Consider the following 15,270-nt stretch of genomic DNA (forward strand, 5'->3'; position numbering starts at 1 on the left):
ATCCGCATGACCCTGCAAGCCGTTCTGAACCGCGTCGATGAGACCCTGCCGCAGGCGCTCGACCGCCTCGTGGATCTGCTTCGCATTCCCTCGATCTCGACCGACCCGGCCTTCAAACCCGATTGCGCCGCCGCCGCCGACTGGCTGGTCAAGGAACTGGAATCACTTGGTTTCACCGCATCTGTGCGCCCCACCCCCGGCCATCCGATGGTCGTGGCGCGGCATGAGGCACCCGGCCCCCATATCCTGTTCTACGGCCATTATGACGTGCAGCCGGTCGATCCGCTGTCGCTGTGGGACCGCGATCCTTTCGACCCGGCAATCGAGGAAACCGCCAAGGGCGCGGTGATCCGCGCGCGCGGCGCCTCGGACGACAAGGGGCAGTTGATGACCTTCATCGAGGCCTGCCGCGCCTGTAAAGAAATCCACGGCACGCTGCCCGGCAACCTCACGATCTTCCTTGAGGGCGAAGAGGAATCAGGCTCGCCCTCTCTCATTCCCTTCATGGAATCCAACCGTCAGGAGCTTTCCGCCGACCTCGCGCTGATCTGCGACACCGGGCTTTTTGCCGACAGCCAGCCCGCCATCGAGATGATGCTGCGAGGCCTCGCCAAGGTGGAATTCACGATCAAGGCGGCGACAAAAGACCTGCACTCGGGCATGTATGGCGGCGCGGCGATCAACCCGATCCGGGTGCTCACGCGGATCTTGGGCGGTCTGCACGACGATCAGGGCCGCGTCACAGTCCCGGGCTTCTACGACGATGTCGATGAGCTGCCCGAGTCGGTGCGCGCGCAATGGCAATCACTGACCTTCGATGCGGGCAAGTTCCTGGGCGATGTCGGCCTCTCGATCCCTGCGGGTGAGGTTAACCGCACGCCGCTCGAACAACTCTGGTCGCGCCCGACCGCCGAGATCAACGGGATCTGGGGCGGCTATACCGGCGCGGGCTTCAAGACCGTGCTGCCCGCCGAGGCCAGCGCCAAGGTCAGCTTCCGCCTTGTCTCGCGGCAAGACCCAAGCAAGATCTTGCCCGCCTTCAAAGCCTGGATCGAGGCGCAACTGCCCGCCGACTGTTCACTGGAGTGGAACGATCCGATCGGCAGCCCCGCCAGCGTGATGGAAATCACCGACCCGGCCTTCGAGGCCGCGCGCGCCGCGCTGTCGGACGAATGGGGCGTGCCCGCCGTTTATACTGGCTGCGGCGGCTCGATCCCGATTGCGGGCTATTTCAAGACGATCCTGAATATGGACGCGATGCTGATCGGCTTTGCCTGCGACGATGACCAGATCCACAGCCCGAACGAGAAATATGACGTGAAAAGCTTCCACAAGGGCATTCGAAGCTGGGTGCGCGTGCTCGACCGGATCGCGAAATGAAAAAGGGGGCCAGCGGCCCCCTTTCCTATCCCATCGCCATATCGTCGCGGTGCACCAGCGCCGCCCGGCCCGGATAGCCGAGCAGTTCGGCGATATCGGCCGAACGGTGCCCCGCGATCAGCCGCGCCTCGTCCGAGGTATAGCGCACCAGCCCCTTGGCCAGAACCGCGCGATCTGGGCCGGCAATCACCACCGGCTCGCCCCGACCAAACCGGCCTATGACCTTGGTCACCCCGGCGGGCAGAAGCGACTTGCCCGACATGAGCGCGTTCACCGCGCCCGCATCCACGAAAATCTCGCCGCGCGGCTTCATGGCCGCGATCCAGCGTTTGCGGGCCACTTGCGGATCGCCCTCGGGCAGGAACCAGGTGCAATTCGCCCCCTCGGCCAGCGCGCTCAGCGGGCGCGGGGTCGAGCCCTCCATGATCGCCATGGCGCAGCCACCTGCCACGGCGGTCTTTGCCGCCAAGAGCTTGGTCTTCATCCCGCCTTTCGAGAGGCCCGAGATCGGATCGCCCGCCATCGCCTCGATCTCGGGCGTGATCTTTTCGACCAGCTCGAACCGGATCGCGGTCGGGTCTTCCTTGGGGTTGGCCGAGTAGAACCCGTCCACATCCGACAGCAGAACCAGCTGATCGGCGCCCACCGTGACCGCGATCTGCGCCGCCAGACGGTCGTTGTCGCCAAAGCGGATCTCATCGGTGGCGACGGTGTCATTTTCGTTCACGATCGGCACGACGCCCATCGACAAAAGCGTCTCCATCGTCGCGCGCGAGTTCAGGTAGCGGCGCCGGTCGTCGGTATCTTCCAGCGTCACCAGCACCTGCGCGGTGGTCACACCATGGGGCGCCAGCACCTCTTCATAGGCGCGCGCCAAGCGGATCTGGCCAACGGCCGCCGCTGCCTGGCTTTGCTCCAGCGGCAGCGCACCAAGCGGCAGGCCCAGAACCCGGCGGCCAAGCGCGATCGAGCCCGAGGACACCAGAACCACATGACAGCCACGCGCGCGGGCCTCGGCCACATCCTCGGCCAGCGCCTTCAGCCAATCGGTCTTGAGCCCCTCGGCGCCCACCAGCAGGGCCGAGCCGATCTTGATCACCAGCCGCCGTGCGGCCCGCACATCCGGTTTCAGGGTCGCCACGGTTGCGCCTCTTCCTCGCTGCGGCGGTCCTCGGAAATCTCGGCCCAAAGCGCGCGCAGAACCTCGTTCACGCCCTTCTTGGCGACACCCGACATCAGCATGACCGGGCCACCAACTGCCTTTTCAAGCGAGCGTTTGCGGCTCGACAACGTCTTGGCGTCGAGCGCGTCGATCTTATTCAGAACGGTCACGCGCGGCTTATCGGCCAACTCGGGCGAATAGGCCTCAAGCTCACCGATGATGGTGCGGTAATCCTTGGTGATCGTGCTCGAGGTGCCATCGACCAGATGCAGCAGCACCGAGCAACGCTCGACATGGCCCAGGAACTGATCGCCCAGACCACGCCCTTCCGAAGCGCCCTCGATCAGGCCCGGAATATCGGCCATGACAAACTCGCGCCCGTCGATGCCCACCACGCCCAGGTTCGGCACCAGCGTCGTGAACGGGTAATCCGCGATCTTTGGGCGCGCGTTCGACACGGCCGCAAGGAAGGTGGATTTACCAGCGTTCGGCAGCCCCAACAGGCCCGCGTCGGCGATCAGCTTGAGGCGCAGCCACAGCGTCCGCTCGACGCCCTCCTGCCCCGGATTCGCGCGCGAGGGTGAGCGGTTGGTCGAGGATTTGAAATGCAGGTTGCCCCAGCCGCCGTTACCACCCTTGGCCAACAGGATACGCTGCCCGACCTCGGTCAGGTCGGCGATCACGGTTTCCTCATCCTCGTCGATAATCTCGGTGCCCACCGGCACTTTCAGCACGATGTCGTCGCCATCCTTGCCGGTGCGCTGGCTGCCCATGCCGTGCTGGCCGCTCTGCGCAAAGAAATGCTGCTGGTAGCGGAAGTCGATCAGGGTGTTCAGCCCCTCGACCGCCTCGGCATAGACCGAGCCGCCCTTGCCGCCGTCGCCGCCATCCGGGCCGCCGAATTCAATGAACTTTTCGCGCCGGAACGAGACGCACCCGGCACCGCCGCCACCCGAGCGGATATAGACTTTGGCGAGGTCGAGGAATTTCATCGGCTTTGGTCCTTACTTGCAAGGCGCCGACATACGCCGCCCGCCGGATTTATTCAAGCGGGGCGTGGGGATCGGCGTATTCGGCGCGATAGAGCCAGACCGGGTGCAATTCGTCGCGCTGCGCCGATTGCACCTCGTCATGCCCGACCCGGTGGAAGCCGTTCGCCTCAAGCACGCGGGCCGAGGCGGGATTGTCGGTAAAGACCTTCGCACCAAGCGCCAGCAGGCCGAACCGCGCCTGCACGAAGGGCAGGAAAAGCGCGACCGCCTCGCGCATAAGCCCCTGTCCGGCGGCGGCCGGATCGAGGAAATAGTAGATGTCGGGCTTATCCCCCACCCCAAGCCCGATCGTGCCCAGCAGACAGTCACCGCCCGGGCGCCGGATCGCCAGCCGCAAAGGGCGGCACGCCGGATCGGCGTCGCGCGCGATCAGGGCGGCGGCGGCCTCGGTCGTGTAATCGGTGGGGAAGATGAAGAGCATCCGCCCGACCTCGGAGATAGTGACGATCCGCCGAAAGTCCTCGGCGTCGGCGGCGACCAGCCGATCCAGCACGAGACGCGCGGAACGGATCGGCAGGTCGCTCAAGTTCAGGCCATCTTTTTCAGATAGGTCCAGGTCGGCACACGGGCGCCGCGCGCCACCGACCAGCTTTCGGCGTCGCCCAGATAGGCAAAACCGGCATTGGTCAGGACACGGGCCGAGCCTGGGTTGTCCTGAAACACCTCGGCAAAAAGCGTGCGGGCGTTGTGCGGATTGGCCTCGACCAGTGCCGCGACAGCCTCGGACGCAAAGCCCGTGTTCCAAAATCCGGGACCGACCCAAAAGCCCACCTCGGACTGGTTGTCGTCGAGATGGGTCAGCGAGACCACGCCCAGAACCTCGGCCAGCCCCTGGGCCGAGCCGTCGAGCGCCCAGACATCCTCGCTGCGCGTATCGGACATCGCGCGGGTGATATAGCTTTCGGTCGCGCCAGGCGGCAGCGGATGGGGAATCGCGCGCGTGCCCTCGGCCACGCGTTTGTCGGCGGTATACATCGCGATGAGCCCCGCATCCGACTTGCGCAGGGGGCGCAGGATGAACCGCTCGGCCTCGATCACCGGCTGCGTCGAAATCGTATCTTGAAACATGGCGCTCCTCCTCGAAACGCTGGCCTTTACGGCCTATTCTTCAAATTGGGCGGGCTGATGACAAAGTTAAGCCCATGCCCCTGAATTTTTAGTGAAACCCCGTTCGGCGCGCCTCCACTCGCCCCGAACAGAGATCCGGAAAACGAAAGGGGGACCGGCCTTCCAGCCGATCCCCCCTGTCGTTATGCGGGTCGAGTTCGGCTTACTCGGCCGCCTCCGCAACAGGGAGCACCGAGATGAAGGTGCGGCCTTTAAGGCCCTTGCGGAAGGTAACCTTGCCTTCGGTAACGGCGAAGATGGTGTGGTCTTTGCCCATCATCACGCCTTCACCCGGCCACCAGGTGGTGCCGCGCTGACGCGCAATGATGTTGCCCGGGTTGGCCGACTGGCCACCGTAGAGCTTCACGCCAAGACGACGACCAGCAGAGTCGCGACCGTTGCGGGAAGAACCGCCAGCTTTCTTGTGTGCCATAGGTCAGGCCTCCTCTTACTTCGCTTCGTGCGCGGTGCGACGCGCAGCAGCGGTGCCAACAGCTTCCTTCACGCCCGACTTGTCGGCGCCCGAAGCGAGAACTTCGGTCACGCGAACCAGCGTCAGCTTCTGACGGTGGCCACGGGTGCGCTGCGACGAATGCTTACGGCGGCGCTTGTGATAGGTGATGACCTTGTCGGCCTTGATGTTGTCGATGACTTCGGCAACCACCGCAGCACCATCGACGAGCGGGGCGCCAACGGTCAGCGTGTCACCGCCCACCATCAGGATTTCGTTGAACTGGACTTTATCGCCAGCCGTCGCGGCAATCAGTTCCACGCGGAGCACGTCGCCCGCCTGAACCTTGTATTGCTTGCCGCCAGTCTTGAGGACCGCAAACATGGGCCATTCCTTTGTGTCAACCGCGCCCTGTGGCACCTTTCGGTTTGCCGGGTTTCCCCGCCTCGGACTGCGCGCTCTGTCAGGAGCGTTGTTACAAAACGATTCCCGGCGGAAAGAGACTCCTCCCGCCGGGTTGGGGGCTTATGTGTGATCCACCCCCCGCCTGTCAAGGGCCTCGGCCTTGTATCACGGGAAATCCGCTCCTATCTTGGCCGCAAGCCGGGAACACCCCGGCCAATGACGGAGCCTTGATGCTGGAGATTGTGCGCACGCTGTGAGCCGGGATGACCCCGGACACATCCACCCCGCCGCCGATGCGGTCGGGTGTCTTGTGCCATGCTTTCCACTCGAGGACATCATGAATATCTCGAAACGCGAACAGCGCGTGCTTCACGCGCTGGCGCAGGGCGGGCAGATCCGACACATGCGCGAGGCCGGCAAGGTCACCGAAGTGCTCTGCGTGACACGCGACGGGCTGATCCTGAGCGATTGCACGCTCGATCTGTTCGCGCGGCTGCGCAAGCGGCGGCTGATCGAAAGCCAGAACGGCTGGCCCTACCGGATCTCGCTGCGCGGGCGCCTGTCGGTGCGCGCGCAGCCCGACAACCGCTAGGCCTGCCAGCGGCTGAGCGCCTCCTCGGGGGGGATACGGTTCCGGGACGAGCCCGGACCGATCGCCCCCGGGGTCAGCGACAGCTTGGGCGCGGGTGCGGGTTGGACCATGCCCTCGTGTTCAAGATAGGCCCTGCGGGCGACGTTATGCGGATGACGGGTAGCCTCGGAAAGGGTCAGCACCGGGGTTGCGCAGGCGTCGCTTCCCTCGAAGATCACGGCCCATTCATCGCGGGTCTTGCTGGCGATGCGCTCGGTCAGGGCGCGGCGCAGTTCCGGCCAGAGGTCGCGGCGGGCGCGGTCGGGCAGCTCACCCTCGGCAAAACCGGCGAGGCGCTGGAACTCGGCCCAGAATTTCGGCTCCAGCGGGCCGATGGCGAGGTGCTGCCCGTCGGCGCAGGCATAGACACCATACCAGGGGATCGCGCCGTCGAGCATGCTCTCGCCGCGACGATCCGACCAGAGGCCGTTCCCGGCCATGCCGTGGATCATGCCCAGAAGGCTGGCCACCCCGTCGGTGATCGCCGCATCAACGACCTGGCCCTGCCCCGTGGTCCGGGCATGCCAGAGCGCTGCCATCATCCCGAACGCGAGATACAGCGTGCCGCCGCCGAAATCGCCGACAAGGTTGAGCGGCACAACCGGCGTTTCGGGCGTGCCAATGGCGCCAAGCGCACCCGAGAGTGCGACATAGTTGATGTCATGCCCCGCTGTGTGGGCGAGCGGGCCGTTTTGCCCCCAGCCGGTCATGCGACCGTAAACAAGGGCCGGATTTTCAGGAAAATCCTCGGGGCCAAGGCCCAGACGCTCCATCGCGCCGGGGCGCATCCCTTCGATCAGCGCATCGGCGCGCAGGATCAGGCGGCGCGCGATAGCGTGATGTCCGGGGTTCTTAAGATCGAGTTCGAGCACATCACGACCGCGATCGAGGGGATCGTTCTCCATACCAAGCACATGGTTTTCAGCGCCAGCAGAATTGGGGCGCGCGATGCGGATTACCTCGGCGCCCATGTCGGCAAAGAGTTGCGCGGTGAAGGGCGTGGGGCCGAGACCGGAAATCTCGACGATGCGAAGACCCGTCAGGGGCCCCTGCGCTGCGTGCTGCATGAAATTCTCCCGTTAGGCCGGAGGTTTTGCACCCCCGGACCCCCGCAGGATATTTTCACCACATTGAAGAGGGGAAGCCTTGGCCTAAGTGACGCTGCGTCAGATCAGCCTTGCGCCTTTTCTTCGAGCGTCAGCCATTCCTCTTCGGCGGCGCTGAGGGTGGCCTGGCGTTCGGTGAGCATGTCGGTGGCCTTGCGGAACTTGACCGGCTCGCGCGTGAAGAGATCGGGGTCACCGAGCAGTTCCGAGAGCTTGCCGATTTCGAACTCGAGTTTCTCGATGATCCCCGGCAGGGCTTCGAGGCGGTGCTTTTCTGTGAAACTGAGGCCGGATTTCTTCGGTGCCTCTTTGGCGGTCGAGGCAGGGGCATCGGCCTTTTTCGGCGCAGGCTTTTCGGCGGTTTTCTCCGGGGCGCTCAGGGATTTTTGCGTCTGATAATCGCTCCAGCCACCCGCATAGACCGTGGCGCGGCCGTCGCCTTCCATCGCGATGGTGGTGGTGGCGACGCGGTCGATGAAGTCACGATCGTGGCTGACCAAAAGCACGGTTCCGTCGTATTCGCCCAGGATGTCCTGCAACAGGTCGAGCGTTTCGACGTCGAGATCGTTGGTCGGTTCGTCCAGGATCAGAAGGTTCGAGGGCTTGGCCATGATCCGTGCGAGCAAGAGACGCGCGCGTTCGCCGCCCGAGAGCGAGCCGATGGGCGCGCGGGCCTGCTGTTCGTCAAAGAGGAAGTCTTTGAGATAGGCCACGACATGCTTGGGCGTGCCGCGCACCATCACCTGATCCGAGCGCCCCGAGACGCGCATGTCGGGGTCGTTCACCATCCCGTCCCAAAGCGACATGCTGAAATCGAGGGTGGCACGGGCCTGATCGAAGACCGCGATTTCGAGATTGGTGCCCAGTGTGATCGTGCCTTCATCCGGCGCGACCTCTCCGGTCAGCATTTTCAGCAGCGTCGTCTTGCCCACACCGTTCGGGCCGACGAAGGCGACACGATCGCCGCGCAACACGCGCAGGTCGAAGTTCTTGACGATCTGTTTCTCGTCGTAGCGCTTGGACAGGCCGCGCGCCTCGATCACGCGCTTGCCCGATTGGGTGCCCGCCTCAAGCTCCATCGCGGCGGTGCCCTGACGACGGATCTGGCTGGCGCGCTCCTCACGCAGGGCTTGCAGCGCGCGCACGCGCCCCATGTTGCGCTTGCGCCGGGCCGAGATACCCTCGACCGCCCATTTCGCCTCGGCTTTGATCTTGCGGTCGAGCTTGTGGCGGGCCTCGTCCTCCTCGGCCCAGACCTGCTCACGCCATTCCTCGAACGCCTCGAAGCCGCGTTCCTGCCGGCGCACCTGCCCGCGGTCGATCCAGAGCGTCGCGCGGGTCAGCGCGCGCAGGAAGGCGCGGTCGTGCGAAATCAGGACGAAGGCGGTGCGGGTGTCGCGCAGCTGTTCCTCAAGCCAGCCGATGGCCTGGATGTCGAGATGGTTCGTCGGCTCGTCGAGCAGCATCAGCTCCGGCGCCTCGGCCAGCAGCTTGGCCAGCGCAGCGCGGCGCCGCTCGCCGCCCGAGGCGGTCTCGACCGGCGTATCGGGACGGAATTTCAGCCCCTCGGCCACCATCTCGACCTTGTAGCGTTCTGCGGCATCCAGCGCCGAGGCGGCGAAGTCGCCAAGGGTTGCGAAGCCCGACAGGTCGGGTTCCTGCTCCATATAGCCCACGCGCACGCCGACGGGCACGATCCGCTCGCCCTGATCGGGTTCGACCAGACCGGCCATCACCTTCATCAGCGTGGATTTGCCCGAACCGTTGCGGCCGACCAGGGCCACCCGGTCACCAGGTTGCACGACTAGGTCGAGGCCGTCGAAAACGGGATTGCCGCCGAAGGTCAGCGAGATACCGGAGAGCTGAAGAAGGGGTGCGCGTGCCATGCGCTCCGGCTACTCGGGCGTAAGGAAAACGTCAACGGCTAGCTGCGGCCTCAGCCCGCGACCAGCCGCAGGGCGCGCGCACGGGCGGGCGGGATCGCGGCGATCTCAAGCCCGGTGAAGACATGGAGCGTATCGAGCTGGGGATCGACCACGGCGTGATCGCTGACCCAGCCCCCCATCAGCAGATAGGTGCGCAGAAGCGGCGGCATCCGCTGTTGGGCGATCTTGGCGTCGGCGGTATGCGTAGCCAGACGCTCGGCATAGCGGATGACCGAGGGCGCGGCTTCGCGCGGCGCCCATGCGGCGGGCGCAAGGTGGCGCGCGGCCAGCAGCGCGAGGGAATCGCTGTAGTGCGCCCAGTCGGTGCCGGTGAAGGACGAACAGCCAAACAGCATCCCCACCCCGGCCTCATCGACAAAGCGCGTCACCGCCCCCCAGGCGAGACGCAGGATGTCGGGGTCCTGACACTCGGGGTCGATGCAGAAGCGCCCCATCTCGACCATTGGCAGGTCGAAGCCCTTCAGCGCCGAGAGGTCGTAATATTGCGCCGAGTAGCTGCGACCGATCTCGGAGCCATCGCGCAGCGGCAAAAGGCGGAAGCAGCATACAAGCCTGCCCGCCTGCGCATCCTCGACTAGCACATGCTGGCAGTTCGCGTCGAACGCATCAGCGTCAAGCTGCGCATCCTGATGCGTCCCACCGGCGCCATGCTGACGGCTCAGAAACCCATTCCAGCGCAGCGCCTGCGCGGCGCGCACATCTTGCGGCGTGCTTGCCAGACGAACGGTGTACCGACCCTTGCTGAGCGCCTGCATCCTTCCCCCCGGACGGGTGTCGAGCCTGCCCGAAGCCTACCCGAAGGCAAACGCGGCGCAAGACGAAAGATGCCGCAACGCGGCATCCCCTCCGGGAAGAAATCAGCGGTCGAGTACCTGGTTGGCCGAAATGCGGCCGAACGAGCCCATGAGCTGCTGGATCAGGCCGATGCCCTTGATCGAGGTTTCGGTCACACGCCGCGACAGCACGACGACCTCGCCACGCTCAAGCCCGAAGCGCTCAACATTCTCGACGATACCCGCATCGGTGAAGGAGATCGCGACGACCTGACGATCCAGTTCCTGGGGCGGGAAGGCGCCGTAATGCTTCCAGCGAGAGCCCACGTAATACCACCCCGAACCCTCAAGCAGACCGGCCGAAGACGGACGCCCAACCGCCGCAGCGACATCATCGCGGGTCGATTTGCCAACCTCGATCTTCGCCAGATCCTCTTCCAGCGGGATGTAGCCGTGGTTGCGATAGACAGGCGAGCACCCCGCCGCCAGAAGCGCCGCGCCGAGTGCCAGTGCAAGCGCCCCGCGCCGCGTGACCGTTTCGCGTCCCACCTGAAACCCCCTCTTGCCTCATAGCCTTTGGCCTTTTATCCCGCTTACAACATGCTGGCACGGCCCTCAAGCGCGTTGCGAGCCAAGCTGCGCCCTTGCGCGGGAAAAGCAAAGGATATCATCCATGAGTGACGCCGCCTTCGACCCCAACACCCCCCTGCCCTGGAACGAGCCGCGGCGCGTCGCCGACCTGGCGGGGCGCAAACCCAACCGCTTCGACATCAGCCCCGACGCGACCACCTGCGCAGCGATTGCGCAGTGGGCGGGCATCTCGGCGGTGAAATCGCTGCGCCTCAAGGGCACGCTGACCGCCAAGGGCCGCAGCGACTGGCAGCTGGAGGCCGCCTTCTCGGCCCGCGTCGTGCAGCCCTGCGCGGTCACACTGGCGCCGGTGACGACCGACCTGGCCGAGGAAGTCACCCGCCACTACCTTGCCGATCTGCCCGAGCCCACCGGCGACGAGATCGAGATGCCCGAGGACGACTCGCTCGAGCCGCTGCGTGCCGAGATCGACCTTGCCGCCGTCGCGCTCGAGGCGCTGGAACTGGCCCTGCCGCTGTATCCCCGCGCAACGGATCTGGAGGCCGACGCCCGCCTGAGCGCCGCGCCCGAGGGCGCGCAGGAGCTGACCGAGGAAGCCACCCGTCCTTTCGCCAACCTGCGCGATCTGCTGGCCGGCAAGGGCAATGGCCCGGGTGAAAACGACTGATTTCCCGCCGGAAGCAGCCCGGTTTGGAGGGCGGAAAAAAAAGGCGGAAAAAGGACTTGCGCCGGATCAGAATCGCAGTATGTTCCCGGCCTCATTCAAAGTTTGGGTTCGCACCCGGTTCGCCACCCGGCGCCAGTGACGAAACTCCAGGAAAATCAGGGCTGTAACGCCCCCGAACACCCGAGGTTGAGACATGGCTGTCCCTCAGAACCGAGTCACGCGCTCCCGTCGTAACATGCGCCGTGCGCATGACGCCCTTGTTGCCGGGAACCCGGCAGAATGCCCGAACTGCGGCGAGCTGAAGCGCCCGCACCACGTTTGCGGCGCTTGCGGTCACTATGACGACCGCGAAGTGGTGGCTCAGGCTGCCGAGGTCGATCTGGACGACGACGCGGCGTAAGCCCGCGCCGTCGCTAGCCCGACATCATGCCCGCTGTGCAGGACATTCCGAAGACCACGGGGCAGGATCAGGGCCGATCCGACATGAGCAATATTGAACAGGGCCACGACGTGGCCAAGGCGCCGGGTGATTCCGGCGCCATCGTCATTTCCATCGACGCGATGGGCGGCGACCGCGGCCCTGAGGCCATCGTCGATGGTCTGGCACTTGCCGCAAAGGAATCGCCAAGCCTGCGGTTCATCCTGCACGGACCCGAGGGTATTCTCGCCCCGCTTCTGGCCGCGCGCGGCCTGACCGAGCGGTGCGATATCCACCATGCCGAAGGCGTGGTGACGATGCATGACAAACCCTCTGCGGTGATGCGCAACGGCAAGGGCACCTCGATGTGGTCCGCCATCGAGTCGGTGCGCGCCAAGGAGGCCGAGGTGGCCGTGTCCTGCGGCAACACCGGCGCGCTCATGGCCGTGTCGATGATCCGCCTGCGCAAGCTGCCGGGCGTCAACCGCCCTGCCATCGCCTCCTTCTGGCCCTCGCGCAACCCCACGGGCTGGAACGTCATGCTCGACATGGGCGCCGACGTGAAGGCCGAGGCCGCCGACCTGTTGACCTATGGCCTGATGGGCACTTCCTACGCGCGTAATGCGCTTGGCCTGACCCGCCCGCGCGTCGGCCTGCTCAACGTGGGCACCGAAGAGCATAAGGGCCACGCCGAACTCAAGGCAGCCTACGACATGATGACCAAGGCGCAGGACGCCGGTCAGTTCGAATTCATCGGCTTTGTTGAGGGCAACGACCTGCCCTCGAACCGCGTTGACGTGATCGTGACCGATGGCTTCACCGGCAATATCGCGCTCAAGACCGGCGAAGGCACCGCCAAACTGGTATCCGAACTGCTGCGCGAAGCGCTGACCGCCTCGCCGCTGGCCAAGCTGGGGGCGCTGCTTGCCATGGGTCCGCTCAAGCGGATGAAGGCTCGCGTGGACCCTCGGCGCGCAAATGGCGGCGTTTTCCTGGGGCTCAACGGCACCGTGGTCAAGTCGCATGGCTCGGCCGACGCGACCGGCGTCGCCGCGGCAATCGAGCTGGCCGCACGCCTTGCCCGCTCGGGCTTCAGCGCGAAACTTGCGGCACGGGTTGCCTCGGCGTCAGTCTCGGGGCAGGATGCGCCCCAAGGCGAGGAAACCAGCGAGAAAGTATCATGAAAATCAGAGCCGTGGTCCGGGGCGTTGGGCATTACCTGCCTGAGCGCGTCGTCGAGAATGCCGAGTTCGAGGCCACGCTCGACACGACCGACGACTGGATCCGCGCCCGCACGGGAATCGAGCGCCGCCACTTCGCCGCTGAAGGCGAGACGACCTCGCAGCTGGCTATCAAGGCCGCGCAGGCCGCGCTGATCGACGCGGGCATGGCCGCCGACCAGATCGACGCGATCGTCGTGGCCACCTCGACGCCCGACCTCACCTTCCCCTCGGTCGCCACGATGGTCCAGGCGGGCCTCGGCACGACCAGCGGTTTTGCCTATGACATCCAGGCGGTCTGCGCGGGCTTCGTGTTCGCCTTGACCAATGCCAATGGCCTCATCGTCTCGGGCCAGGCCGAGCGTGTTCTGGTGATCGGCGCCGAGACTTTCTCGCGCATCATGGACTGGGAAGACCGCGGCACCTGCGTGCTTTTCGGCGACGGCGCCGGTGCGCTGATTCTCGAGGCCGCAAACGGCTCGGGCACCAATGAGGACCGCGGTGTTCTGTCGACCGATCTGCATTCGGATGGCCGGTACCGCGAGCTGCTGTTCGTCGATGGCGGCGTGTCGTCGAATGGCAAGGCCGGGCATCTGCGAATGCAGGGCAATGCCGTCTTCAAACATGCCGTCCAGAAGCTGGCGGAAACCGCGCATACCGCGCTTGGCAAGATCGGCATGTCCGGCGAGGACGTGAACTGGATCGTGCCGCATCAGGCCAATCTGCGCATCATCTCGGCCACGGCCGAACGTATGCAGGTGCCGATGGAGCGCGTCGTCGTCACCGTTCAGGACCATGGCAACACCTCGGCCGCCTCGATTCCCCTCGCGCTTTCGGTCGGCAAGCAACGCGGCCAGATCAAGACCGGCGATATCGTCGTGACCGAGGCAATCGGCGGCGGGCTGGCCTGGGGCGCGGTCGTGCTGCGCTGGTAAGCAGAACCGGCTTTCCACACGCTTGAAAAGCGCCTCCCAAGTCATTGATATTGACTCGGGATTTCATTGCCCCCATCGTTGTGAAAATCAATCCGGGGGGATGGTATGTCTGAGAAGACCTTGACGCGCATGGATTTGAGCGAAGCGGTGTTCCGCGAGGTCGGATTGTCGCGCAATGAATCCGCGCAGCTTGTCGAAAGCGTTCTGCAACATCTCTCGGATGCGCTGGTGCGCGGCGAGACGGTGAAGATCTCGTCCTTCGGCACGTTCTCGGTGCGCGAGAAGTCGTCTCGCATGGGCCGCAACCCCAAGACCGGCGAGGAAGTGCCGATCTCGCCGCGGCGCGTGCTGTCCTTCCGCCCCTCGCATCTGATGAAGGATCGCGTGGCCGCCGGCAACGCGAACTGAGGCGCTGCCCCGTTTCGGGGCGCTAAGAGCAGGCGAACAAGAAAGGCGGCGCGATGGCGAAATCAGCCGATGCCTTCCGCACGATCTCCGAGGTCTCGACGATTCTCGATACGCCGACGCATGTGCTGCGGTTCTGGGAGAGTCGCTTTGCGCAGATCAAGCCGGTGAAGCGCGCCGGTGGTCGGCGCTACTACCGCCCCGAGGATGTTTTGCTCCTAGGTGGGATCAAGCGCCTGCTGCATGAAGATGGCATGGCCATTCGCGGCGTGCAGAAGCTGCTTAAGGACGAGGGCGTGCGTCACGTCATGTCGCTTGCTACGGTCGATCTGAGCGCGGAGGCCGAAGAGGAGACCGAGGCTGAAGCAGCGCCCGAGGTCTGGCCCGCCTCGCCCGAGCCGGAGCCCGAGGTCCCGGCCGCGCACTTCCCCCCCGACCCGCAAGATGCGGCCCCCGCAGCGCCGCCCCCGAAGGCCGCCTGGCGTCAGGCCTCGTTCTTTGACGAACCGGCGCAAGAGGCGCCCATGGCGCTTGATGTCGAGCCCGAAGCGGTTTCGAGCGCCGAGATCGTCGATCTTGCCACCGCACGCGGGGAACCGATTCCCCCCGCCCTCCCAGAGGCTGAGCCTGCACCGCCGATCTCGCTGCGTCTGCGCGCGCTGTCTGGCGCAACACTGAGCGAGGCGGAGAAAGCCACGCTCGGGGCCGCGAAATCGCGACTGGTTGCCCTGCGCAGCCGGCTGGCAGCGGCGGCGCCCGGCCGGGCCGAATAATGCCAGCCTTGCCGCTTTCCCCTGCCCGGCTACGCGCCGACATCCCGCGCGCAGAGCGTTGCGGAAAAATGCGTTTTGCCGCTTGCGCCCGCCGCCCGGATGCCTCTATATGCGCCTCGTCGGGCCGTGGCGCAGCCTGGTTAGCGCGTCCGTCTGGGGGGCGGAAGGTCGAGAGTTCGAATCTCTCCGGCCCGACCATCTCGAACAACGCCCATCCCGTTCTGCGGGGTGGGCGTTCGCATATCCGG

Annotated in this window: 18 protein-coding genes and 1 tRNA gene; 9 read left to right on the forward strand and 10 right to left on the reverse strand. The window is 65.5% G+C overall.

The window, feature by feature from the left end:
* Nucleotides 1–6 precede the first annotated feature (6 nt).
* A complete protein-coding gene (locus LZA78_RS05560) occupies nt 7–1,380 on the forward strand; it encodes a M20/M25/M40 family metallo-hydrolase (RefSeq protein WP_233675944.1) in 1,374 nt (457 codons plus the stop codon).
* A 25-nt stretch (nt 1,381–1,405) separates the two neighbouring features.
* Here LZA78_RS05560 and proB read toward each other — a convergent pair whose 3' ends face one another.
* From proB to rplU, 6 genes are all read right to left on the reverse strand, one after another.
* Nucleotides 1,406–2,521 carry a glutamate 5-kinase gene (gene proB / locus LZA78_RS05565; protein ID WP_233675945.1) on the reverse strand — a complete coding sequence of 372 codons (1,116 nt, stop codon included), beginning with the start codon at nt 2,519–2,521 and terminating at the stop codon, nt 1,406–1,408.
* The gene (obgE, locus tag LZA78_RS05570) at nt 2,509–3,534 is read right to left on the reverse strand and encodes a GTPase ObgE (protein ID WP_233675946.1); all 1,026 of its coding nucleotides are present in this window, start codon (nt 3,532–3,534) and stop codon (nt 2,509–2,511) included. The genes proB and obgE overlap by 13 nt, the downstream gene beginning before the upstream one ends.
* A 49-nt stretch (nt 3,535–3,583) precedes the next feature.
* Complete coding sequence (locus LZA78_RS05575; RefSeq protein ID WP_233675947.1) at nt 3,584–4,120, reverse strand: GNAT family N-acetyltransferase; 537 nt, start codon at nt 4,118–4,120, stop codon at nt 3,584–3,586.
* Between the two features lie 2 nt (nt 4,121–4,122).
* On the reverse strand, nt 4,123–4,662 hold the full coding sequence (locus LZA78_RS05580) for a GNAT family N-acetyltransferase (protein WP_233675948.1): 540 nt from the start codon (nt 4,660–4,662) through the stop codon (nt 4,123–4,125).
* A gap of 202 nt (nt 4,663–4,864) precedes the next feature.
* Complete coding sequence (rpmA, locus tag LZA78_RS05585; protein ID WP_233675949.1) at nt 4,865–5,134, reverse strand: 50S ribosomal protein L27; 270 nt, start codon at nt 5,132–5,134, stop codon at nt 4,865–4,867.
* A 15-nt stretch (nt 5,135–5,149) separates the two neighbouring features.
* Nucleotides 5,150–5,536, reverse strand: coding sequence for a 50S ribosomal protein L21 (rplU, locus tag LZA78_RS05590; protein WP_233675950.1), 387 nt, complete (start codon nt 5,534–5,536; stop codon nt 5,150–5,152).
* 358 nt (nt 5,537–5,894) lie between these two features.
* Between rplU and LZA78_RS05595 the strand changes: the two genes are divergently transcribed.
* Nucleotides 5,895–6,149 carry a YjhX family toxin gene (locus LZA78_RS05595; protein ID WP_233675951.1) on the forward strand — a complete coding sequence of 85 codons (255 nt, stop codon included), beginning with the start codon at nt 5,895–5,897 and terminating at the stop codon, nt 6,147–6,149.
* On the opposite strand, the gene LZA78_RS05600 is transcribed toward LZA78_RS05595, so the two are convergent.
* The 4 genes from LZA78_RS05600 to LZA78_RS05615 all read right to left on the reverse strand — a co-directional run bounded on the left by LZA78_RS05600 (nt 6,146) and on the right by LZA78_RS05615 (nt 10,562).
* Complete coding sequence (locus tag LZA78_RS05600; RefSeq protein ID WP_233675952.1) at nt 6,146–7,255, reverse strand: CaiB/BaiF CoA transferase family protein; 1,110 nt, start codon at nt 7,253–7,255, stop codon at nt 6,146–6,148. The genes LZA78_RS05595 and LZA78_RS05600 overlap by 4 nt on opposite strands.
* A gap of 104 nt (nt 7,256–7,359) precedes the next feature.
* A complete protein-coding gene (locus LZA78_RS05605) occupies nt 7,360–9,180 on the reverse strand; it encodes an ABC-F family ATP-binding cassette domain-containing protein (protein ID WP_233675953.1) in 1,821 nt (606 codons plus the stop codon).
* Nucleotides 9,181–9,230: 50 nt separating this feature from the next.
* On the reverse strand, nt 9,231–9,995 hold the full coding sequence (locus tag LZA78_RS05610) for a GNAT family N-acetyltransferase (RefSeq protein WP_233675954.1): 765 nt from the start codon (nt 9,993–9,995) through the stop codon (nt 9,231–9,233).
* Between the two features lie 102 nt (nt 9,996–10,097).
* The gene (locus LZA78_RS05615) at nt 10,098–10,562 is read right to left on the reverse strand and encodes an outer membrane protein assembly factor BamE (protein ID WP_233675955.1); all 465 of its coding nucleotides are present in this window, start codon (nt 10,560–10,562) and stop codon (nt 10,098–10,100) included.
* Between the two features lie 124 nt (nt 10,563–10,686).
* Here LZA78_RS05615 and LZA78_RS05620 point away from each other — a divergent pair, with 124 nt between their 5' ends.
* The 7 genes from LZA78_RS05620 (at nt 10,687) to LZA78_RS05650 (ending at nt 15,220) form a co-directional block, all read left to right on the forward strand.
* The gene (locus LZA78_RS05620; protein WP_233675956.1) at nt 10,687–11,271 is read left to right on the forward strand and encodes a YceD family protein; all 585 of its coding nucleotides are present in this window, start codon (nt 10,687–10,689) and stop codon (nt 11,269–11,271) included.
* A 193-nt stretch (nt 11,272–11,464) separates the two neighbouring features.
* The gene (rpmF, locus tag LZA78_RS05625) at nt 11,465–11,671 is read left to right on the forward strand and encodes a 50S ribosomal protein L32 (protein ID WP_218629682.1); all 207 of its coding nucleotides are present in this window, start codon (nt 11,465–11,467) and stop codon (nt 11,669–11,671) included.
* 83 nt (nt 11,672–11,754) lie between these two features.
* Nucleotides 11,755–12,873 (forward strand): phosphate acyltransferase PlsX, encoded by a 1,119-nt coding sequence (gene plsX, locus LZA78_RS05630; protein ID WP_233676114.1) that lies wholly within the window; start codon nt 11,755–11,757, stop codon nt 12,871–12,873.
* Nucleotides 12,870–13,844, forward strand: coding sequence for a beta-ketoacyl-ACP synthase III (locus tag LZA78_RS05635; RefSeq protein WP_233675957.1), 975 nt, complete (start codon nt 12,870–12,872; stop codon nt 13,842–13,844). The genes plsX and LZA78_RS05635 overlap by 4 nt, the downstream gene beginning before the upstream one ends.
* Before the next feature lie 105 nt (nt 13,845–13,949).
* Entirely contained in the window at nt 13,950–14,252 is a 303-nt protein-coding gene (ihfA, locus tag LZA78_RS05640; RefSeq protein ID WP_233675958.1) for an integration host factor subunit alpha, read from the forward strand.
* 53 nt (nt 14,253–14,305) lie between these two features.
* On the forward strand, nt 14,306–15,022 hold the full coding sequence (locus LZA78_RS05645) for a MerR family transcriptional regulator (protein WP_233675959.1): 717 nt from the start codon (nt 14,306–14,308) through the stop codon (nt 15,020–15,022).
* A 120-nt stretch (nt 15,023–15,142) separates the two neighbouring features.
* Nucleotides 15,143–15,220 (forward strand) — tRNA-Pro (locus tag LZA78_RS05650).
* Nucleotides 15,221–15,270: the final 50 nt, after the last annotated feature.

This window comes from Rhodobacter flavimaris (genome assembly GCF_021378075.1).
GTDB lineage: Bacteria > Pseudomonadota > Alphaproteobacteria > Rhodobacterales > Rhodobacteraceae > Rhodobacter > Rhodobacter flavimaris.